We start from the raw sequence: 21,960 nt of genomic DNA, 5'->3' as shown, positions 1-21,960 counted from the left end.
TCAGCCAGGCCGTTTGTCTGCCTTGGGTCAGCTCACAACGGAGCCGAGCGTGGTATCGCCATCCTGCTCGCGGTGCGCGCCGCGGCGTCGATGCTCTCGCGGTTCTTCTTTGGGCGCGACAGGCTGCTGATTCTGACCTTATGCTTTCCGGCCTTTCCATCGCGGCGTCCGAAGATCGCCAGCAATCGCTGGCGTTGACGAGCAACCCCGCGATCATGGCAGCGATGCTGTTTGTCGCCGGGCTCGGACTCGGGGTGGGCGTGCCGCTCACACTCGCCTGGATAAGCGATATCGTTCCGAACGGGGTGCGGGGAAGCGCGTTATCGTTGCACCTGTCGGCCAATCGAGTGGGCCAGGCGGCGCTGCCGGTTGCCGTCGGCGCTGTTGCCGCAGGCGTCGGCGCCGGCGGCGTCATTCTGACGACGTCCGCAGCCCTCCTGGCAAGCGCGACATTTTCTGCCCACCGTCTGGGCCTGTTGCGTGGAAGGGGCGGGGGCTCCCGTCCTTAGACCTTTGGAGAGCTGAACCAGCTTGTCAGTTCGCGGATTCCCGATGCTGGAAGAACTGCAAAAACAGTTCCCGCTCGGTGGTGATGTCGAGCTTTTCGTAGATGCGCCGGCGATGGTTCTTGACCGTACCGACGGTGATGCCGAGACGCTCGGCGATGTTCGCCGTCGGGTGACCGGCCAGGACCAGCTGGACAAGTTCCCGCTCTCGAAGCGACAGCTCGGGCCACAGGCTTGCCGGGATCGTCGGCTCCTGCCGCGGCGAGGCACCGGGGCCTGTCGGCGCCGACGTGCGGGAGAACTCGGCCCCGCGCGCCTTGATGTCCAGTGCGTGCAACGCCTCGAACACCGGTAGCCGCTCATCCAGCAGGGTGATCTCGCTGTCCTTGAACGACATCTTCGACCGGTCGAGGAAGATACCGAGGCACCAGTCGCCGCCATCCGCCAGCATGATGCCGACTTCATCGCAGATTTCGGACTGCGCCAGGAAGCCGGCAATGTATTGGCCGCGCTTGGCCTCGTCGTCGGCAAGCCGCTTCAGCGGCATGATGCCCAGCCGTCGCTCGCGCCGCCATGAGGCATAGAACGGATCGAAGACATAATAGCTGGTGAGGTAGCGCTGGACCATCTCGTCCGAGAAGCGTCGGTGCTTGACGAATTCCGGCGTTTGGGTCGCCGAGTAGCGCGTCACGGTGACGAGGTCGTGTTCGATGTCCGCGCCGATCAGGTCGATCAGGCAGTCGACATGCCTGTCCGTGCCTGTGGCGGCGATCGCTTTGGCGAGCGGCGCCCAGATATTGCCCATGCGCATGCCCTTTTCTCGGCGATGTCAGTCCAGCCGTCATTGTGTCTTTAGGCATATGGCGCGATGCCGCCGGTCGAATCTAGCCTAGCGTCAACTTAGACCAGATCCCGAGGCGACCGTGACTCAACCCAACCTCACTCCCATTGTTGGCAACCCACCAATCATTGGCAATCCGATCGTCATCGGTATCGACGCCGGCGGCACCATGACCGACACGATCCTTGTCGATCAGGACGGCCACTTCAAGATCGGCAAGTCGGCAACCACTCCGAAGAACGAAGCCGAGGGTTTTCTGGCCTCGGCCGAGGACGCGGCAGACGCCTGGGGCATATCGCTGGAATCGCTGTTTTCCGGCGTTAATGTCGTGCTCTATTCCGGCACCGGCATGCTCAACACGCTGTTGTCGCGCACCGGCCGCCGGCTCGGGCTGATCACCACCAAGGGCCTCGAGGATATGATCCTGATGGGCCGCGGGCTGCAGGCCTGGGCCGACTATTCCTATGCCGACCGGCTGCACGCGGTCACCCATCATCATCCCGATCCGCTGGTGCCGCGCCGCCGCACCCACGGTGTCACGGAGCGCATCGACCAGTTTGGCGACATCGTGTTGCCGCTCTACGACCATGAGGTTTCCGCCGCCGCCAAGAAGCTGATCGCCGACAAGGTCGAAGCGATCTGCATCATGACCATCTTCTCGCACGTCAATCCGGTGCATGAGAAACGCATCGCCGATATCTGCCGCGAGGAGGTCGAGAAGGCCGGCGCCGACATCATCGTCTACACCAGCCACGAGGTCCGCCCGGTCATTCGCGAACAGTCACGGTTGAATTCGGTGCTGATCGAGGCCTACGCGACCTCGCGCGGCCGCAAGCAGCTCAAGGGGATCGAGGACGTCTCGAAGAAATACGGCTTCAAATATGGCGTCCAGACGCTGCTCTCTTTCGGTGGCCTGACCTCGATCAACCATCCGCGCCTGCATGAAACCATGATCTCCGGCCCCATCGGCGGCATCCTCGGTGCTGCCTATGTCGGCAAGCTGATCGGCAACGATTCGCTGATCTGTTCGGATATGGGCGGCACCTCCTTCGACATGGGCGTCATCACGCGCGGCCAGACACGAATCGAGAACGAGCCGTTGATGGACCGTTTCAAGCTCAACGTGCCGACGCTGCATCTGGACACTATCGGCGCCGGCGCCGGCATGATCCTCAAGGTCGATCCGCTGACCAAGAAGATCAGCCTTGGGCCGGAAAGCGCCGGCTCCGACCCCGGCCCGATCTGCTTCGATCGCGGCGGCACGGAGCCGACCATCGCTGACTGCGATGCCATCCTCGGTCGCCTGAACCCGCATTACTTCCTTGGCGGCAAGGTCGTGCTGCAGGTCGAAAAGGCCCGCCGCGCCTTCCAGGAGAAATGCTCCGACATATTGGGGGTCGGGCTGGAGGAGGCCGCCGAAGGCATGATTGACATGCTGGAGTCCGATGCCAACAACGCGCTGCGCCGCGTCATTTCCGGGCAAGGCATCCACCCGTCGGAGTTCACACTGCTGTCCTATGGCGGCTCCGGTCCGCTGCATCTTGCCGGCTGCTCCAGGGGCATCGGTTTCAAGGACATCATCACCTTCCAGTTCGCCGCCGCCTTCTCGGCCTTCGGCTGCACCACCGCCGATTTCATGCGTCGGCATTCCGTGTCGACGCAGCACGACATCCCGTCGCGCGCCGACGAGACGACGCTTGCCAGCTTCGGCGCCAAGGTCACCGCGGTCTGGAACGATCTGACCAAGGCAGCGGTCGACGAAATGATCGCCGACGGCCATGCCCGCGAAAAGATCAGGACCGTGCCGTTCCTGATGATGCGCTACACCGGCCAGCTCGAGGACGTCGAGGTCATGGCGCCGCTCGCCGAAGTCAACTCGGCTGATGATATGCGCAAGGTCCTCGACGAGTTCGAGGCGGTCTACGCCAAGGTCAATCACCGTGTGTCGCGTTATGGCGAGGCCGGGTTCACCATCACCGAACTCGGGCTGATCGCCACCGCCGATAAGGTCAAGCCGGTATTGCTCAAGCGGCCGCTCGGTGCCTCCAATCCGGCGTCCGCTCACAAGGGCGTGCGCGAAGCCTATATTGGCGGGCGCTGGCACAAGGCCGATCTCTTCGAGATGGACCTTCTGCAGCCAGGCCATGAAGTGATCGGCCCGGCTATAATCGAACATCCCGCCACCACGCTCGTCGTTCATCCGCAAGACCGCGTCTTTGTCGATGAATGGACGCTGCTGCACTACACCCACGCTTGAGAGGGCGATCGCTATGTTGGACAAACCTGCTTCGGCCCTGCGCCTTCGCGAAAGACTGCTCGATTCCGAGCGACTGATGGAGGAGACCGGCTGCTATGACGGCATTACGGAACTCACGCTGCGCAACCAGGATCCGCTGAAATTCGAGACGCTGCATACCAAGCTGCGCGCTTATTGCGTCTCGGCGCGCGAAATGGCCCGCCGCATCTCGGCTTCGCCCGGCGTGCGCGAGGTCGGCGAGATGGTGGTCGCCATCTACACCCCCGAAGGCGATGCCATCGCCCTCTCCAACGGCATCATGGTGCATGTCCATACGATGAGCCGCTTCATCAAATGGATGATCAAGAACAACTACGAGGAAAATCCGCGCATCCGCGAAGGCGACATCTTCGCCAACAACGATGCCTTCATCGGCACCGTGCAGGTGCCCGATGTCATGGACGTGGTGCCGATCTTCCATGAAGGTACGCTGGTCGGCTGGGCGGGTGCTGTCTGCCATGAGCTGGAGGCTGGCGGCATAACTCCAGGCGGCGACGTATGTCTTGCTCAGGAGCGCTTCACCGAAGGCCTGTTCGTCTGCGCCGAAAAGATCGGCGAGAACGACGAGATCCGCCGCGACTACGTCATCCGCTGCGAGCGCAATCTGCGCATGCCGATCTACTGGGTGCTCGACGAAAAGGCCAAGGTCGCATCCTGCATCGACATGCGCGAGAGCGTCAAACAGCTCATTTCCGAAATCGGCCTCGACTACTGGATGAAGGTGTCGAAGGAGTTCATCGAGGAAGGCCGCAGGGCCCAACTTGCGCGCACGCGCCAGCTCACCGTGCCGGGCATCTATCGCGGCCACACTTTCTATGGCCATGTCACGGCGGGCAAGCCCGGCTTCCAGCTGCTCGGCGATCCGGACTGGCTCTATAACATCCCGATCGAGATGGAGATCACCACCGACGGCAAGATCACCATGGACTTCGAGGGCACACAGCCCTGGGGCTACCATTCGATGAACTGCACGCCGGCCGGCATGGATGGCGGCATGTTCGTGACCCTGACCCAGCACATGAATTTCGAAGGTCTGGTCAATGACGGTGCCTGGATGGCGACCGAGCTGAAATTGCCGCATGGCACCTGGACCAACCCGGACAATGAGATGGTGGCCACCGCCACCTCATGGGCGCTGCTGCTGCCCGCCTATGGCGTCTTCCAACGGCTGCTGTCGCGCAGCTTCATTGCCCGTGGTTTCGTCGAGGAGGCCTTCGTCGGACAGGTCAACAGCCCGATGATCGAGATGGGCGGCGAAAGCCAGTACGGCACCCCATTCGGCATGGCGCATTTTGAATGCGCCGCCGCCGGCTCCGGCGCGCTGGCCGTCAAGGACGGCCTAGACACCGCCTATGTCGGCTGGAACCCGGAATCCGACATGGGCAATATCGAGGTCTGGGAACAGTCGATGCCGATGGTCTATATCGGCCGCTCGATCGTGCCGAATTCCGGAGGCGCCGGCAAATATCGCGGCGGCTGTTCCTTCGTCTCGACCTGGCTGATCAACAAGACCCCGCATCTCAGGCTCCACACCTCGGAGCACTCGTCGCGCGTGTTCGACAATGGTGGCATGTGCGGCGGCTATCCGGCGCCGACCTGCCAGAAGCACCGCGCGGTGCGCAACTCCAACATCCACGAATTGGCCGCCAGAGGCGAACCGCTCGCGCATGCGCCCGGCATCGACCCGCACGTCTCGGACTATGAAAAGAACATTGGCGGCGACCATGTCGTGGTCGAGGGCCCTTACATCACCTCGCCGCACAAGTCCGGCGATATCTTCAGCCACTCGTACAATGGCGGCGGTGGTTACGGCGACGTGCTGGAGCGTGATCCGATCAAGACGGCCTGGGATGTCGAGAACGGCTTTCTCACCCGAGAGGCGGCGGATCAGGTTTTCGGCATTGTGCTGAAGGATGACGCCGACGGCTATCCGGTTGCCGATATCGACGCCACGGTCGAACGCCGCGCCGCCATGCGCAAGCAACGTCTGGCAAAAGCAATACCAGTGGTGGACTGGATTGCCGCCGAGCGTGGTCGGGTCGAAAAGGCCGACTTCGCGCCGGAGGTGAAGAAAATGTATGCCAGCGCGATCAAGCTGTCGTCGCGCTTCACCAAGGATTTCAGTGATTTCTGGCACGTCGATGCCAGGTCCATATTCGCGCCGGGAGCAAAGCCATGACCTCGTACAGCAAGGAAGTCATTCGCGATCTAGCCAGCGGCCAGCTGCCGTGGCCGCAGACGCGGCGGATCATGAGCACCTACAAGGACGAAGACCGCTTCTTCAAGATGGTCGCCGTCTACCAGGATCGTGTCGCCTGGAAAGACCCGATCCTGCTGCCCGTCTCCGATCATCTGTTCATCTGCCAGCACGGCGATGATCGGATAACTCGCTGCGAATGTGGCCACTCCTTCGGCGACTACCGCAAGAACTGGAAACTCAACGCCGCGATCAACGTGCGTAACACCGAGGAATCGTTGCGCGAGATCTATCCGAACAGCGATCTTCCTGATCCCGAATGGATGGAAATCCGCGAATTCATTTGCCCGCAATGCGGCACGCTGCATGAGGTCGAGGCGGCGGCACCCGGCTATCCGATCGTACATGATTTCGAGCCCGATCTAGAAGGCTTCTACCGCGAATGGCTGGGCAAGCCGCTCGAGGAAGGTTGATGTCGTGAACCGTGTTGAAGGCAAGGTAGCCCTCGTCACCGGGGCCGGAATGGGTCTCGGGCGGGCGGCCGCGATGCTGCTTGCGGCCGAGGGGGCCAGGCTCGTCGTCACCGACATCAATGCGGCAGCCGTCGGAGAGACGGCCGACCTGATCGCGAAGGAAGGCGGCGAAAGCTTCTCGCTTCGCCACGACGTTTCGAACCCCGACGACTGGCCGCCAGTGATGGAGGCGGTGGCAAAAAGATTCGGGCGGCTCGATGTGCTGGTCAACAATGCCGGCATCGCCATCGCCAGGAACATCGAGGACACCTCGCTGCAGGAATGGCGGCGCACCATGGCCGTCAATCTCGACGGCGTCTTCTTCGGCTGCCAGCAGGGCATCGCTCTGATGAAGCAATCTGGCGGCGGCTCAATCATCAACCTGTCCTCCATCGATGGCATCATCGGGGAGGCTGATCTTGCCGCCTATTGCGCCTCCAAGGGCGGTGTGCGCACGCTGACCAAGGCGGTCGCCGTGCACTGCGCCGAGAAGCGCTACGGCATTCGCTGCAACTCCATCCATCCCGGTTACATCTGGACACCGCAGACCGAGAACTATCTGCGCGATCTCGGCACGCTAGAGCAGGAGAGGGCGCGGGCACTCGCTCGCCACCCGATCGGCTTCCTCGGCGAACCCAACGACATCGCCTACATGGTCCTCTACCTCGCCTCGGATGAATCGAAATTCGTCACCGGCTCGGAGATGGTTGTCGACGGAGGCTATCTTGCCGTTTGAAGTTCAAATCCTCTCGGGCCTAGTTGCGCGCACCAAACCGTTCGGAAACCACAGCCGATGAAAAACCTCTCCGGCCGCAGTGCGATCGTAACAGGCGGGTTTTCAGGCATGGGTTTTGCCATCGCCGCGGCATTGGCCGAAGCCGGCGCCAATGTCGCCGTCGGCTCCTACGTCGCGCCCGCCGGTGCCGACAGATCCGATGCCGCCTATTATCCTGGCGCGGAAGAGATCGAGCGCGTGCGTTCGGCCCTTGCTGCGCATGGCACCAGCGTCCACGCCGCTCATCTCGACGTTCGCGACAGCGATGTCACCAATCGTTTCGTAGCGGACGCCGAAGCGGCCGTCGGCCCCGCCGACATTCTGGTCAACGCCGCCGGCACCACGGCCGAACAGCCGGTCTGCGGCCATTCCGACGCGCTGTGGGACAAGATCGTCGACACCAACCTGACCGGCGCCTTCCGCGTCACGCGCGCCGTGCTGCCCGGCATGATCGAGCGCGGCTGGGGCCGCATCGTCAATATCGGCTCGACGGCGGCTTCCGTCGGCTGGAAGGACAATCCGGCCTATTGCGCTTCTTTCTCGGCCTGACCCGCTGCGTGGCGCTGGAAGGGGCAGCACACGGCGTCACCTGCGTGATGATCAGCCCGACCTGGGTCGAGACCGAACTGATGCGCCGCAATGTGGCGCAGGTCGTCGAGCGCGAGGGCAAGGGACGCACTGCAGAGGAGGCCATGGCCGACATTGCCAGGGGCAATCCCCAGCAGCGCATGCTGCAGCCGCAGGAGATCGCGGCTTTGGCCGTCTTCCTGTGCTCGGACCTGGCCAAGGGCATTACCATGGAAAACATACAAATCACCGGCGGAGCACTGTGGTAGCGTTCTTGCGGGATGGTTGCGGCCTCAACGGAGGAGGCCGGCATGACAAAAGGAAAGTCCAACCAACAGGGGAACTGATATGAAAAGGACCATTGCCTTGAAAGGCGCCGGCATCGGGCTGGCGCTTCTGCTTGCAGCCAATGCTCAAGGGGGAGCCGCCGAAATCGGCGCCAAGGATGAGCCGATCAAGCTCGCCATGCTCGAATGGACCGGCGCCCATGTGTCCACTCACATCGCCGGCCAGTTGCTCGAAAAGATTGGCTACAAGGTCGAATACGTCACCGCCGGCAACTTCCCGCAATTCTCCGGCCTTGCCGATGGCTCGCTGAGCGCCTCGGTGGAGATCTGGCTGAACAATGTCGGCGACATCTATCCGAAGGTGCTGGCCGAAAAGAAGATCGAGGACGTCGGCAAGCTCGACCTCGAGACGCGCGAGGGCTGGATTTATCCGAAGTTCATGGAGAAAATCTGCCCGGGCCTGCCCGACTGGTCGGCGTTGACCAAGCCCGAATGCGTGCAGGCGCTGTCGACGCCCGAGACGGCGCCAAATGGCCGCTTCCTTGACTATCCGGCCGATTGGGGCTCGCGCGCAGCGACCATCCTGGCCGACAACGACATGCCTTACACTGCCGTGCCGGCGGGGTCGGAAGGCGCGCTGGTCGCCGAGCTCCGATCCGCGGAGGCCGCCAAGTCGCCGCTGGTCATGATGTTTTGGGGGCCGCACTACGCGCTGGCGGAAAACGACGTCGGCTGGATCAAGATGCCGCCCTGCAAGGACCAGAGCAACGAACATTGCATCACGCCGCCCGACGTCGTCAAGATCGTCTGGTCCGGCTTCGGCGCCAAATGGCCAGCCGCCCTTGCTTTCCTCAAGGCGTTCAAGATGGACGCCACCGAGCAGCAGAAGATGATGCTGGCCGTCGACAAGGACGGCAAGGACCTCGACGCCGTCGTCAAGGAATGGGTCGACAAGAACGAAGCGGTCTGGAAGCCCTGGGTCGACGCGGCCAAGGGGTAAGCACCTCGATGTCGCGCCGCTCGAGCGGTGGTCGATTTACCAACCCGGCTTCGCATCGATGCGTGGTCGGGTTCTGGCCGCATGAGAGCTTCACGCAATGAACGCCGCCGCCCGATCAATCAAGCTGGCCTGCCGCAATGTCTGGAAGGTCTATGGGCGGCGCCCAGCCTACTATTTCGACTCGCGCGGCTACATCATCGAGCCGGACGCGCTGGCCGAGCGGCTGCGCTCGGAAGCGCATCTGCCAGCCGTGGTCGACGCGACGTTCGAGGTTGCGACCGGCGAGATCTTCGTCATCATGGGGCTCTCCGGCTCTGGCAAGTCGACGCTGGTGCGCTGCCTGTCGCGGTTGGTTGAGCCGAGCGCCGGTGAAATCCTGCTCGACGGCCAGGACCTGCTGAAAGCCACCGGCAAGGAACTCATCGAATTGCGCCGTCATGCCATGGGCATGGTGTTCCAGAATTTCGGGCTGCTGCCGCATCTTACCATCCTTGGCAATGTAGCGTTCCCGCTCAAGATCCAGGGCAAGCCGGTGAAGGAGCGCGAAGCCCGTGCTCGCGAGATGATTGCGCTGGTCGGGCTCGAAGGCCGCGAGGCCTCGTTCCCACATCAGCTTTCAGGCGGCCAGCAGCAGCGTGTCGGCATCGCCCGCTCGCTCGCCGTCGGCCCGGAGCTGTGGTTTCTCGACGAGCCGTTCTCCGCACTCGATCCGCTTATCCGCCGGCAGATGCAGGACGAATTCCTGCGCCTGCAACGGATGCTGAAGAAGACCATCGTCTTCATCACCCACGACATGGCCGAAGCCTTCCGGCTGGCCGACCGGCTCGCCATCATGCGGGCCGGCAAGATCGTGCAGATCGGTCGCCCTGCAGACATCGTGCTCAACCCGGCCGACGACTATGTCGCGCAGTTCACCGAGGACATGCCACTGCTGCGCGTCATCAGGGCCGGCGATCTCGCGACGCCGCTGAATGGAGTGGCGGTGCCCGAAGAAGCCATTGCCGCCGATGCCAGCCTGGAGGAGCTCATTCCACGGCTGGCCTCAGGCGTCCGCGCGTTCAGCGTGCCGGGTCACGGTGCTCGCCCGCCGGCGCTGCTGACCGCAAGTGCTGTCCTTGCCGTGCTGGAGCGGGAACAGATAAGGCGAACCCGCTCATGACGGCGCCGGCCGCATCGGTTCGATCTTCGCAGAGGGTCGCAATCGAGCCGGCCCTTCTACCATGGTGCGCGCTGATCGTGCTGACCGTGCTGTGCCTCGCCCTGAAGGCCGATTTCCCCTGGCTGCTGACGTTCCCCAAGCAGTGGACCCTGCCGCTCGCGGCAGCCGTGAACACCGTCACCGACGCCGTCGTCACCGTCGTCCAGCCAGCGTTCCGAGCACTTTCGGCCGCGCTCGAAGCGCCGATGCGCGGCGCGCGTCTCGTCCTGGTCTGGCTGCCATGGCCGGCGGTAATGCTGGCTGTGGCGGCGCTGGCGCTGAAATCGAGCGGGATCCGGCTTGCAGTCTTCGCGCTGCTGGCGCTGACCTATATCCTCTTGGCCGGCTATTGGCCGCAAAGCATGAGCACGCTGTCGCTGGTGTTGCTCGCCGTGCCCATCGCCACAGTGCTCGGCTTCGCGCTTGGCGGGCTCGGCCACATCAGGTCCGGCTTGCGCCCGGTGCTGCTCGGCGCGCTCGATCTGATGCAGACCGTGCCGGCCTTCGCCTATCTCATTCCGCTGCTTCTGCTGTTCGGCTTCGGGCCTGTGGTCGGGCTGATTGCCAGCGCCATTTATGCGACACCGCCAATGGTGCGCAACACCATGCTTGGCCTCGATCGCGTGCCTTCCGATATCAGTGAGGCCGGTTTCATGAGCGGCTGCACGCGCCGCCAGCAATTCTGGCATGTCGAGGTGCCGACAGCGTTGCCTCAGATGCTTGTCGGTTTTAACCAGACGACGATGGCCGCGTTGTCGATGGTGATTGTCGCCGCCATCATTGGTGGGTTCGAAGACATCGGCTGGGAAGTGCTGTCGTCGATGCGCAAGGCCGAGTTCGGCCAGAGCATCCTGTCAGGCCTTGTGATCGCGCTGCTAGCCATCCTCATCGACCGGCTGACAATCGGCTTTGCCAATGAGCGCCGGGCGGGGCCGACACCAGCCATGGCATGGATGACGGCCCGCCGTCTGGCGATGTTCATGGTTCTTGCGCTCGGCCTGGCGATTGCGATCCGTGTTCTGTGGCCGGCTCAGGCACTGCTGCCGAGCACCGGGCTGCGCATGCAAATGGGCGCCGTCAACCAATGGCTGCTGGGGCTCGTGCGCGACTATGCCTGGTTTTTTGACGGAGTCCGCAACAGCGTTCTCTATTGCCTGCTGTTGCCGCTGAGAATCGGCATTTCAGGCTCCGCGACGCCGGCGATCTGGGGTTTTGCGCTGACGCCGCTGGCAAACGCAATCTATGTCGCGCTCGTCTTATCAGTCTCGGCATTGCTGATGAGCCGCTTCGGCTGGCGAACTGCGCTGGCCGTGCTTGTCGCCGGTATCCTCCTCTACACCGGCTTTCTAGGTCTGCCCTGGCCGGTCTTTATCCTCGGCATCGCACTTCTCGCCTGGCAGGTCGCCGGTGTGCGACTTGCATTGTTTGCCCTGGCCGGCTTTTTTCTGATCCTGCTCAACGGATTGTGGGCGCCGCTCGTCCAGTCGCTCTATCTCTGCACCCTCGCGGTTCTGCTCAGCCTTTTGATCGGCGGCATGCTGGGCGTGTGGGCTGCCCATAGCGAGCGCGTGTCGCGTGCGCTGAAGCCGGTCTGCGACGCGCTGCAGACGATGCCGCAATTCGTATTCCTCATTCCGGCACTGATGTTCTTCAAGGTCGGTGAGTTCACCGCGCTGATCGCAATAATGCTTTACGCGATCGTGCCACCCATCCGCTATGTCGAGCACGGGCTTCGGTATGTGCGGTCCGATGTCGTAGAGGCGGTCGAGCAGATGGGGGCGACGCCTGCGCAAGCCCTGCTCCAAGCAAAGCTGCCGCTGGCTTTGCCGGTCGTAATGCTGGGACTCAACCAGACCATCATGGCGGCATTGTCGATGCTCGCCATAGCGGCACTGGTCGGCACACGCGATCTCGGTCAGCAGGTCTATGTCGCGCTGGGCAAGGCGGATGCCGGCATGGGGCTGATTGCCGGGCTATCGATAGCCTTCCTGGCCATTCTCACTGATCGCTTGGTGCAAGCAGCAGTAGCGGGGCGGACATCGGATCTGTGATGCTTGAGACGCTGCTCGCGTCGATGCCGAGCGTGCTGAACGGCGCAGGGAAAGTGCAAAAATCAGGAATACCCCGGAATTGCTTCACCGCTTTGGCATTGAGGCGCGAAAGAAGATTAGAACGGATGGCGGTTTCAGCCATCGCTATGTACGGGCGCTCGTGCAGCGGATTAAGGCGAGCGGTGCCGAAATACGGATCACTGGCTCCAAAATCAAACTATTACACACTCTCGCCACGGATGAAGGCGGCTCTGGAGCGGAACCGCGTGTAAGTGGCGTTCGCAGTTTTGTACTGAAATGGCTCCCCTACCAGCGATGGCGTGATACCCGAGGACGCTGACGTGGAGCGCCTGATCAAGTTCTTGGGCCGTCCGCTGCACTCGTACCGCGACTTCGCAACCGGCGTCGCACCCGCGCCCGACGGCGCCGTTTAATTAACCATGACATCGTTCCGGCAGCCGATCCCGGCGCAACCAAGCGTTTGAGCGGCCGAATAGCGAGCCTGTGTGACATACATTGCAGACACCCCACCTCTGATGTAATTTAGCAATTGATCAGGTGAGGGCTTGTCCGCTGTCGTGGCGGCTTTTCTCCCGGGTCCTATCTCGGCAGGTTGCATGCTCTCTAACGGACCTTCAAACCGCAAGTTGTATTCTTGTGGTCATGAGGTGACAGCGGTTAAGGGATTTGACATGCTCCGACGTTGCGGCTTCGTTGTAGCCCTCATCCTCGCAAGCCTTGCGGCCTTCGACGCGTCCGCGCTCGAACGAAGGGTTGCCTTTGTCATCGGCAATTCCGACTACCGGGAAATCTCGGCCCTCAAGAACCCGGCCAAGGATGTTTTGGACGTATCCGATACGTTTAGGCAGGCAGGCTTCGAGGTGTTCGTTGCGAGCAATCTCACCAAGCTGCAGTTCGAGGACCAGTTCCGCAACTATCTGGCCGCCGTGGACGGCGCCGATATCGCAGTCGTCTACTATTCCGGTCACGGCTTTCAGATTGGCGGCGAAAATTTCCTCATCCCGGTAGACGCCTCGTTGAAACAGGCGGCCGACGTCGAGGTCCAGGCAATCAAGCTGAACGACGTGCTTCAGCAGATGCGTTCGAAGTCGAAAATCCAGGTGATCATTCTCGATGCCTGCCGCAACAATCCATTCCCGCGCAAGGACTATTGGCTAAGGGACCAGCTTGTTGTCGCAAGCGGCACCGGCCTTGCACAGATAAAAAGTTCGCTGAACACGCTGATCGCGTTTGCCACCGAACCCGGTGCGGTTGCCTATGACGGCGCCGGCGACCTCAGTCCTTTTTCGTCAGCGTTTGCCCGTCGTGCGCTGGCCCCCAACCAGGAGATTCGCACCGTTATGTCGGCCGTGCGCCGGGATGTGGTTGAGGCTACAAAGGGCCTGCAGGTCCCCTGGGAGAACTCTTCGCTGATCGACGACGTCGTTCTGATGCGCCGCAGCAGCCGCCCATCACTGCCGCCGGTGCTGGAGAAGGTCGTGCTGTCGGGGGCCGGCCCCGTCGATCTGGATCTCGCGGAACCGGTCGATGTCGACGGCGGGACAATCACCGTCAGCATCGAAAGACCGCCCACGCTCGGCCGCCTGATGCTGGACAGCAAGGTCGTCGAGGCGGGAGAACAGATCCAGGGCAAGGACCTGCCGCGTTTGCAGATGGATGTCCCCAAGGGAATCGGCGAGCCGGAAGAGATGGACATGCTGGCCTATGCCGCACGCGATAATTGGGGCGGCGAAGCCAGGGGCATGCTGGTGTTCCGAATCAAGAGCGGCGAAGGCGCCCAGGGCGAACAGGTAATGGCCTCGCTCGAAGCCGAGCAGAAGCAGCAGGTACTGGAGCGTGGCATTCATATCACCGGCGCCGCCGAGGCGATCGAAAACCGGGAGATCGACATTCCGGTCGGCGTCGGCCCGATTCCGTTGAAGCTGAATTTCCCGACACAGGACCCTGCGGTCAGCCTGAAAGTTGCGAGCTATCCGGCAACGGGAACACTCTCCCTGCCGGATCGGATCCTGTCGCCCGACTCCAGCCTGATGGCCGATGAGGTCGACCGGTTGCGCTATGAGCCACAGATCGGAGCCGGCAAAACGGTCGAGGTCGCCTTCGAAATTCGGGCGGGTAGTGCCGCATCCCAGCCGGCGACGATGAAACTATCACCTACCGTCGATCCGTGCGACTCGGCTGCCGGCGAACCGCTCGACCTGCAAGGCGTCGTCCCCGGTCTGCTGCCAAACGAAATCGGCGCCGACGCGGTGAAGCTCTGCGAGGCTGCGGTCAAGGCATATCCCGATGTCGCCCGCTTCCGCTATGAACTGGGGCGCGCGCTGCTTGCAGCAGGCAAGGTCGACCAGGCCAAGAAAGCCATCCAGCAGGCTGCCGACAGGGGGCACGTGCGCGCCGTGTTCGAACTCGGCTACCTCTACGCGACCGGAACCGGTGTGGATGTCGACCGCAAGCAGGCCAACACCTTCTACGCGGCCGCGGCCGACAAGGGCGATCCCTACGGGATGACGTCGTGGGGCCGTGCCTTGTTCAACGGCTACGGCGTCGAGCGCGACACGGCCAAGGGGCTGGACCTGCTGCTTAAAGCGGCGGCGATGGGGCACACCTATGCCATGAACGATCTCGGCGCGATCTTCACCGAAGGCCGCAACGGCGTGACCGCCGATCAGGCCCGCGCCGTTGCCTTCCTGGAGGCCGGCGTGCAGCGGCAGGACATGTATTCGATGAATCTGCTCGGCCGGAACTATCTGTCGGGCGCGGGCGTCGAGAAAAATCCGGAAACCGCGCTGGCGCTGTTTCAGAAAGCCACCGAACTCGGCCAGCCCTACGCTCCGGGCAGTCTCGCGCGCATGTATCGCGACGGCGTGGGCGTGGAGCGCAACCCGGCGGAAGCGCAAAGACTGTTCGAGATGGCGACCATGCGGGGCGACCCGTCCAGTGCATTCGATCGCGCGGTTCTTGAAATGGAAAAGGGCGAAAATGCCGATCAGGCCACGGCCGTCCGTTTTCTGGCATTCGCGGCCGCACTGGACACCCGCAACGAGATGCCGGAGGCCCGGACGAACCTCGCGAAATTCGGCACGAAGGTGAAAGCGACGGCGTTGAAGCAACTGCGCCAGGAGCTCAAGTCGAAGCTCCCCGCATCCGGTTCTCTGGACAATCAGTTGGTCGGCGTGGCCAGGCGGGTCTGGGAAGAAGCCAACCCGCGTCGGGACGTGTTTTAATCAATCAGGAGGCAAATGGTGCGCAGGACATTCAAGCAAGCAATCGTGGGAACAACCCTGTCCGGCATCCTGGCGGCTGTCGCAGGCTGCACGTCCTTGATGCCACCCGAACCGGCGCCGCTGGTGGAGGAGACGTCACCGCCGAAGGTCGTTCGCAGGGTACCTGTTGAGCAAAGGGTCGTTCGTAGGACACCTGTGCAGCAAAAGGTCGTTAAGGCCGCTCCCAAACGGGTGGTCAAGAAAAACGTGATCAAGCCGATTGCGGAAGAGCCTATCGAGGAGCCTGTTGCCCCACCTCCTGTGATCGTTCCTGCGGGCGGCGGAAACGGCGGGAGCAGCGGAGGAGGCGGCTGGGGATAAAGTTGACGGATATCCTTGACGCACGTCAAGGAGGCGTTGGCCAGATGGCCTCGATGCGGCTGCTACTCGGGCAGGCAATCAGGTTTAATATGCATCCGCTGATTGGCGCAGCGCCTCGATCTCTGCCATCTGGATGCCCATTTCGACAAATGCGGAAAGAACCGAAAAGCGGTCCGCCAACGCAACGCGCGCCAGTCCGGCCAGAACTCCCGCATTGACCGCATGGGCGGCGGGAAATGATCGCAAATGCGATGCCGCGGCCATGTCCGTAGCCGTGGCGTTGCCGCGCCATCCTGCGGCCAGGGCAATCCAGGCAGCCGGCGTTGTCGGCGGCATTGCCGCGGCCTTGCTCACTTCCGCGCCATGGTAAGGACTATCGGGTTGGCTGACCCAGTCGTGAACAAGCGCGAGCAACTCCTGATCCCCGCTGTCGAGCAGATCGGTCAGGTGGCTCAGGCAATCATGCGCCCACCAGACCGCAGCCCGCTCAGGCAGGAGATAGGCACAGAACGTAATCGCCTCCTCGGGCACTCGTCCGGCAAGGAGAGCGCGGCAAAACTCGATTGAAGGCTGTTCGGTTGGAGGGGCTACCATGTCTCCGGCAACAGCGGGACAGGCCATGAAAAGATCCCGCGCCGTTTTGAATCGAAGCTCATAGGCCATGGCCGCCACGCTTTCACCTGGGGAACAATTGGTACTGAAGCGCTGGACGGGGCGCGGGTCAAGCCTCAGTCCTGGGCAAGGTGGCAACCGCCGTTCATCGCCGATATGATCAACGTTTATAACAGACAGTTGCTTCGCAATTTGATATAGTCCGGGCTGGCGAAATCGAATGCTCAAAACAGGAGTAACGTTGTGAAGTTGTGGGGTTCAACCTTCGTGTTGGCGGTCGCGCTTTTTTCGACACATGCTTCCGCCGATCCGCTTCAGAAATCAGAAGACATCGTGAAGTTTTTTGCCGAGGCGAGCGAATTCGGCCCGTCGCGTGGCGTTTGTGTCGGCACCGAAGACGAATGCAAGAGCAACAAGAAGAAGGAAGCGCCCGCCGAAAAAACCAGCCTCGATATGCTGATCAATTTCGGCTTGGATTCCGCGGAACTCGACACGACTGCGCGCGCTGAACTCGGCGAGTTCGCTAAGGCGCTCAATGATAACCGGCTGAGCACATTGAGTTTTGTCGTGGAAGGCTACACCGACGCTTCCGGCTCGGCTCACTACAATGATGGGCTGTCGGAACGAAGAGCACAATCGGTGACCGCCTTCCTGATGTCCAATGGCGTCGACGCTGCCCGCATCAAGGCGATCGGCCTGGGCGAAACGCGTCCACGCAACCCCGACCCCTACAATCCGGCCAACCGCCGGGTGGAAATGCGGATAAGCACCGAGTAGGCGGAGCCGGGTGCGCCAAGCCCCGGCTCAGATGTCGAACACGCTTGAACGCAGGCTTGTCAGTTGTTGTTGAGCACGCCACCCACCGCAACGCCAGTGCCGAAAATCAGCGCCTTGGTCAGGAAGTCGTTGTTGTCTGGTGGCGGAGGGACGTCCCGCCGAACCACCTCGCGGTAGCGCTTTTTCTGCACGACCTGCTGTTGTTTGAGGGGCTTATGTGCCACCGGCTTTTGTGTCCGGGCTTTCTGTGCCACCGGTTTTTGTGTGCGGGCCTTGTGTGCCGCGGGCTTTTGTAGACGGGCCTTCTGCACCTGTTTTTTCGGCTGCACTGCTCGAGCCTGATCGGCAGCATGCCTGGCGCGCACCGGCTCCATCATTGGATCCGTCTGGATCACCAGGAACGCCAGTTGCTCGCGTGTCAAGAAATTGGTCCGCGGCAGACCGTTCTTTGCTTGCCAGATGCGGATCGCCTGGCGGGTCTTCGGACCCATGTTCCCGTCGATACGGCCAAGTTCGTTGCCCAAGGCTTCGATGCGCAACTGCAGATCGATGCGGGCCTCGCGATCGAGACCGATCGCACTTTCTGTCAACTCGGTACCCGGAGTCTGTTTCGCCTCGTCTGAAACACCAACGGAGGTGCGGACGGCTGAGCCGGTGCTGGCATTCGCCTCGTCCTCGTCGACTGCTGCGACCTGCCGGTTTTCGGCTTTCGGTTCTTTCAACTGGTCGATGTTCAGCCGTGCCACCGTGGCGAAGCGACCGTCCGGAAACTGGCCGAGATAGGCTTCGTAGAACGGAACGGAATGGCGCTTCGAAGCTTCATCCCACAGACGCTGCTCGACCTCCCAGGAAGGAGGCTCGCTGGTTGCGGGGGCGGGGATTGCGGTCGCAGCGGCGCCGGATGCGTCGGCGACAGGTTTCGCGGCAGGCACGGCTTGCGCAATGGATTGTCCGATGAACACCTCGCGCCCCAGCGATGCGTTGTGCCAGGGTCTCTGGCGACCCTGCGTCGCTTCGGTGACCTGACCGCGTACACGCGTCAGCGCGCTCTGGATTTCAACGCCGGGTTCAGTCAGGTGCCTCGCGAGCGCCGTGGAATAGGGACTGTTGACGCCGTTGCCGTCGAAAGCGATGGCGCCTGGATCCGTCGCATAGGCAATCAGAATGCCGCCGGTTCCAACGCCGTCCGATTTTGCTTCAACCGGCGCCAGACCGGCGCCGAACGAGGTGGAACGGCTCTTGGGCATCGAGGCCGCCAGTGTTCTTGCCAGCGGATTGTCGCGGCAGGCATCGAGGACAACGACGCCAACCGCCGGCTCGGGCGGTAAGGCTGCCATGAAGTCATCGATCTGAATGGTGCGGGTCTTGAGATAGGCGGGCGATGTCAATTCGGCGTCGACCGGAATCAGGAAATTCTTGCCGTCGACCTGCATGCCGTGGCCGGCATAAAAGATGACGGCGAGATCGGCGTCGTAGGACTGCTCGGTAAACCGACTGATGAGGCTGTGCATGCCTGCATTGTCCTGATCGACTCCCTCGATCACCTGGAAGCCGGCATTGCGCAGGGTGGATGCGATGAGACGCGCATCGTTGGCGGGATTGGGCAGGGCAACGGCATGGATATATTTGCTGTTGCCGATGACCAGTGCCACGCGTTTGGCGGCCGGCGTGGCAGCCTCGGCGCCAAGCGAGGCGATGACGAACAGGATGAACCCGCTCAGAAAGACAGCGAATGCTTTCATGGACCAACCCTCCGCGCTTTTCATCAGCGACATAGTCGCTTCTGCCATAATGGCTCTTAGGCGTATGTGACCCAGGTCATAGTTCTGGTTCACAAAGGCCCGAAAAAATTGGCAACAGTGACCTTTGGCGCGCAACTAAACGGCGAGCCCGCGAGAAGCACGTTCAAAGGGTATTCTGAATCGAGCTTATGAGGGCGGTGATCGCCTGTTTGTACTTTTCGAACTCCGGCGATGTCTGGCGGACTTCCGTCGTCGTCGTCTGCTGGCTTACGGCAGTCGTCGGCGGGCTCAGCTTCCGACCCATTTTCCGTTCGGCCCAACTCACGACATAGCTGGCGGTCTTGCCGGTGAGAAACGGGTTGGCTTGAATGACGGCCGACCCGAGGACGGCGCTCAATTGCGCCGAACCCGGCGCCGACAACGCTTGATGCGCGCCTTCCATTCCCAGGAAATGGCAGAGATAGAGCCGGCCGGCTGTGATCTGGTGGCCGCGCGCCCGAAGATAGGCTTCACCTTCGCGCGCCAGGTTGCTCACCATCTCGCGCGATATCGTGGCGTCGTAGCGCAGGGCGAGCAGGTCGGCGGTCGACAATGTCCGCGCAAGTTCGGGGCGGTATGTGTTCATCATCCTGATCCAGGTCTTTGTTATGAACTGGCCGGCGCCGGTCGCTGAAGAATTGGGGTTCTTGGCACGGGCGCTGCCGCCACTTTCGACATGAACGATACGGTCAGTCAGCGTTTCGACAGCGGAATTGTCCGTGGCGATTGTTGTAACCGTGCCCAGGGGATTGACGGCCTCGCCACTCCGATAGAGTTCGAAATGCAGGTGCGGCCCAGTCGAGAGGCCGGTGGTGCCGATATAGCCAATGATATCGCCTGCCTTCACCTTCGTGCCGACACCGTCCTTGATCGCGAACCTCTGCATGTGCGCATAGCGCGTCTCGCTCCCGTTTCCGTGCGAAATCTTCACCAGATTGCCGTATCCCTTTCCATCATCCTGAAAGACGATTTCGCCGTCGAAAGCGGCTGCAATCGGTGTACCCAGGGGTGCCGCCCAATCCACACCCTTATGGATCCGAACGGTTCCAAGGATCGGGTGTTTGCGTGGACCGAAGGTGGACGTCATGACCCCGTTGACCGGCGTGACCATGCCGTTGGTGACCGTCAGCGAGCGAACCTGATCGTCACCGCTAACGCATGCAAACTGGCCGTCGCTCTGCTGGAAGACGAAACAGTCGAGGCTCTTTTCGCTACCCTGGACGCCTACATACAACACCCGCCCGGCAGTTTCTTCCTTGCCACGTGGCCTTTGGGAATAGATCAGGACCAGACGCTGGTCTTGGCTGGCGAAGGCATCCAGATCCTGTCCTCTGGAGAGGTACATGATCGCCTCTCCGATCACCCCGGTCGGAACATTATTACGTGCCGCCGTGGAATAGATTGCGTCGAGTAGCCGGTATTGCCTCTTGTACGTGCCTTCCACCTGTGCGCCCGAGTAATTGAACAGATCTTCACGGACCCAAGGGTCAACGCCCGACACAAATGCACCGGCGGCATTGCGCGTCAGCGTGCCGACAAATGTGTTCTTGGCGTAGATCGAAACCTGCATGAGGGACATTGTTGTCGTCTCGCGCGCCGGCCTGAAACCGCGCATCGCGACGACATAACCCGGCTCAAGGCTTTCCCGATTGAAAAGCGACCTCAGGGCTTCGCCTGCCAGCTTGGCATCATCGGCGGAGAAATGCGCGTCCAGGGCAACGCTGTCCAAACTGCGGTCGTTGAGAATCTTTACGAACGTGTCTGCGGTAGCCTCGAATCGCTGATATTCGCTCATGACAATTGCGACGCTTGTGTTGTTTTCTATCTGGGTCTTCTGGAACGCGGGAAGGGCTGCCTCGCCTGCAGCGATTGTTTCGCCCCAGCCCGCTTCGGGATCATCGGCGCCCGCCTGCGGACCAGAAGCAAGCGGAGCTTCACCTGGAGCGAGTAGCTGGGGATCGTCTTGCAGATCGCTGGATGGCGCCGCCGCGGTCTGCCGCTGTGCCTGGAAAAATGCGAAATCTTCTTGCGTGGACGGGATCGTCGTCATGAATTTTTCGCTGGCGCTAAGCATCACGTCGGACAGAATCTCGATCTGGGGAGAAACTCCGGCCTGATCGAGTTCCACCGGTCGCGCGACCACTTTGCCTTTCGTTGCGGCGCCCGCGTCGGGCGCGAGGGTGATCCACATAGGATCCCCCGCTAGCTCGATAATGGCAGGTACATAGATCGATGCATCGGCCGGCACATCGTCCGTTCCCTCGACCGCCTGCAACTCCTCGTCTTCATCGCCGAACGACCAATAGTTCGCGGTGAGATAAAAGCCGGTGGCGATCGACAACAGGACAATCGCTGCAAGACCGGCAAGGAGCCTGCGCCACAGCCTGCGTCTGCGAAGGGCAGCGCGCGCCTGCTTTTTCAGCCTGAAGCTCGTATCGATACTGTGCGTCACGGATTGCTTCCGGTCAGGAAAAAGGTCCACCGCACCTGTTCGAGCGTATCGACTTCGAGAAATCGCGCGGCAATGCGGCCGCGTTGCCAGCATTCATCGATGCCGCGTATCGAGAAGCGCCGCCGGTCGATGCACATTTCGGTCGACCCGGTCAGGATCGCGTGACCAAAAACGTCCGTCGCATAGATGTAAATGTAGCGGTTCGTCAGTTCCTCGCGGACGACGTTTACGCACTGATTTGCGCCGATCGTCCACCAGCCGTCGGTCTGGTCCGCATTCTCGACCTTCTGGCCAACGGCGAGATTGACCACGTCGAGCGTCTGATTGCAGACGGTAAATTCGGCACGCGCCTCGGTGGTCGAGAGGAAAGCCAGCAGCGCAGCACCTGGGATAATCGAAATCCTGACATAGTCTCTCAGGGCAAGCAGGGCTCGAACCAAGTCACCCGGCCTTTTGGGCGGGTGAGCGGGCAGGGAGGAAAAACGCGGGCGGCGGAGATCCAT

At 61.8% G+C, this 21,960-nt stretch carries 15 protein-coding genes and 1 pseudogene; 11 read left to right on the top strand and 5 right to left on the bottom strand.

All coding sequences use genetic code 11. The features are described 5' to 3' along the window. Nucleotides 1–140 precede the first annotated feature (140 nt). A complete protein-coding gene (locus NKH73_RS12315; RefSeq protein WP_352931674.1) occupies nucleotides 141–509 on the top strand; it encodes an MFS transporter in 369 nt (122 codons plus the stop codon). 25 nt (nucleotides 510–534) lie between these two features. Here NKH73_RS12315 and NKH73_RS12310 read toward each other — a convergent pair whose 3' ends face one another. Further along, on the bottom strand, nucleotides 535–1,317 hold the full coding sequence (locus tag NKH73_RS12310; protein ID WP_352931672.1) for a helix-turn-helix transcriptional regulator: 783 nt from the start codon (nucleotides 1,315–1,317) through the stop codon (nucleotides 535–537). Nucleotides 1,318–1,474: 157 nt separating this feature from the next. On the opposite strand from NKH73_RS12310, the gene NKH73_RS12305 reads away from it, so the two are divergent. The 9 genes and pseudogenes from NKH73_RS12305 (at nucleotide 1,475) to NKH73_RS12265 (ending at nucleotide 15,475) form a co-directional block, all read left to right on the top strand. Beyond that, complete coding sequence (locus tag NKH73_RS12305) at nucleotides 1,475–3,604, top strand: hydantoinase/oxoprolinase family protein (RefSeq protein WP_352932239.1); 2,130 nt, start codon at nucleotides 1,475–1,477, stop codon at nucleotides 3,602–3,604. Nucleotides 3,605–3,617: 13 nt separating this feature from the next. After that, nucleotides 3,618–5,822: a hydantoinase B/oxoprolinase family protein gene (locus NKH73_RS12300; protein ID WP_352931670.1), complete on the top strand. Its 2,205-nt coding sequence runs from the start codon at nucleotides 3,618–3,620 to the stop codon at nucleotides 5,820–5,822. After that, complete coding sequence (locus tag NKH73_RS12295; protein ID WP_352931668.1) at nucleotides 5,819–6,313, top strand: acetone carboxylase subunit gamma; 495 nt, start codon at nucleotides 5,819–5,821, stop codon at nucleotides 6,311–6,313. The genes NKH73_RS12300 and NKH73_RS12295 overlap by 4 nt, the downstream gene beginning before the upstream one ends. A gap of 4 nt (nucleotides 6,314–6,317) precedes the next feature. Continuing rightward, the gene (locus NKH73_RS12290) at nucleotides 6,318–7,088 is read left to right on the top strand and encodes a glucose 1-dehydrogenase (RefSeq protein ID WP_352931666.1); all 771 of its coding nucleotides are present in this window, start codon (nucleotides 6,318–6,320) and stop codon (nucleotides 7,086–7,088) included. Nucleotides 7,089–7,145: 57 nt separating this feature from the next. Beyond that, nucleotides 7,146–7,963, top strand: a pseudogene (locus NKH73_RS12285) (SDR family NAD(P)-dependent oxidoreductase). 79 nt (nucleotides 7,964–8,042) lie between these two features. Beyond that, nucleotides 8,043–8,981: an ABC transporter substrate-binding protein gene (locus tag NKH73_RS12280; protein ID WP_352931664.1), complete on the top strand. Its 939-nt coding sequence runs from the start codon at nucleotides 8,043–8,045 to the stop codon at nucleotides 8,979–8,981. Nucleotides 8,982–9,078: 97 nt separating this feature from the next. Then, nucleotides 9,079–10,140: a quaternary amine ABC transporter ATP-binding protein gene (locus tag NKH73_RS12275; RefSeq protein WP_352931662.1), complete on the top strand. Its 1,062-nt coding sequence runs from the start codon at nucleotides 9,079–9,081 to the stop codon at nucleotides 10,138–10,140. Then, entirely contained in the window at nucleotides 10,137–12,230 is a 2,094-nt protein-coding gene (locus NKH73_RS12270) for an ABC transporter permease (RefSeq protein WP_352931660.1), read from the top strand. Before NKH73_RS12275 ends, NKH73_RS12270 begins: the two co-directional genes overlap by 4 nt. 692 nt (nucleotides 12,231–12,922) lie before the next feature. Continuing rightward, nucleotides 12,923–15,475: a caspase family protein gene (locus tag NKH73_RS12265; RefSeq protein ID WP_352931658.1), complete on the top strand. Its 2,553-nt coding sequence runs from the start codon at nucleotides 12,923–12,925 to the stop codon at nucleotides 15,473–15,475. 444 nt (nucleotides 15,476–15,919) lie between these two features. Here NKH73_RS12265 and NKH73_RS12260 read toward each other — a convergent pair whose 3' ends face one another. Beyond that, nucleotides 15,920–16,498, bottom strand: coding sequence for a DUF6931 family protein (locus NKH73_RS12260; RefSeq protein ID WP_352932237.1), 579 nt, complete (start codon nucleotides 16,496–16,498; stop codon nucleotides 15,920–15,922). Between the two features lie 192 nt (nucleotides 16,499–16,690). Between NKH73_RS12260 and NKH73_RS12255 the strand changes: the two genes are divergently transcribed. Further along, a complete protein-coding gene (locus NKH73_RS12255; protein WP_352931656.1) occupies nucleotides 16,691–17,224 on the top strand; it encodes an OmpA family protein in 534 nt (177 codons plus the stop codon). A 59-nt stretch (nucleotides 17,225–17,283) separates the two neighbouring features. Here NKH73_RS12255 and NKH73_RS12250 read toward each other — a convergent pair whose 3' ends face one another. The 3 genes from NKH73_RS12250 to NKH73_RS12240 all read right to left on the bottom strand — a co-directional run bounded on the left by NKH73_RS12250 (nucleotide 17,284) and on the right by NKH73_RS12240 (nucleotide 21,960). Beyond that, nucleotides 17,284–18,966 carry a caspase family protein gene (locus tag NKH73_RS12250; protein ID WP_352931654.1) on the bottom strand — a complete coding sequence of 561 codons (1,683 nt, stop codon included), beginning with the start codon at nucleotides 18,964–18,966 and terminating at the stop codon, nucleotides 17,284–17,286. A gap of 163 nt (nucleotides 18,967–19,129) precedes the next feature. Continuing rightward, nucleotides 19,130–21,457, bottom strand: coding sequence for a M23 family metallopeptidase (locus NKH73_RS12245; RefSeq protein WP_352931652.1), 2,328 nt, complete (start codon nucleotides 21,455–21,457; stop codon nucleotides 19,130–19,132). After that, on the bottom strand, nucleotides 21,454–21,960 hold the full coding sequence (locus NKH73_RS12240; RefSeq protein ID WP_352931650.1) for a DUF1036 domain-containing protein: 507 nt from the start codon (nucleotides 21,958–21,960) through the stop codon (nucleotides 21,454–21,456). Before NKH73_RS12240 ends, NKH73_RS12245 begins: the two co-directional genes overlap by 4 nt.

Source organism: Mesorhizobium sp. M0938 (assembly GCF_040319125.1).
GTDB classification, from domain to species: Bacteria; Pseudomonadota; Alphaproteobacteria; order Rhizobiales; family Rhizobiaceae; genus Mesorhizobium; species Mesorhizobium robiniae.
Note: the sequence above shows the minus strand (reverse complement) of the source record. Positions and strands in the feature narration are given on the sequence as shown.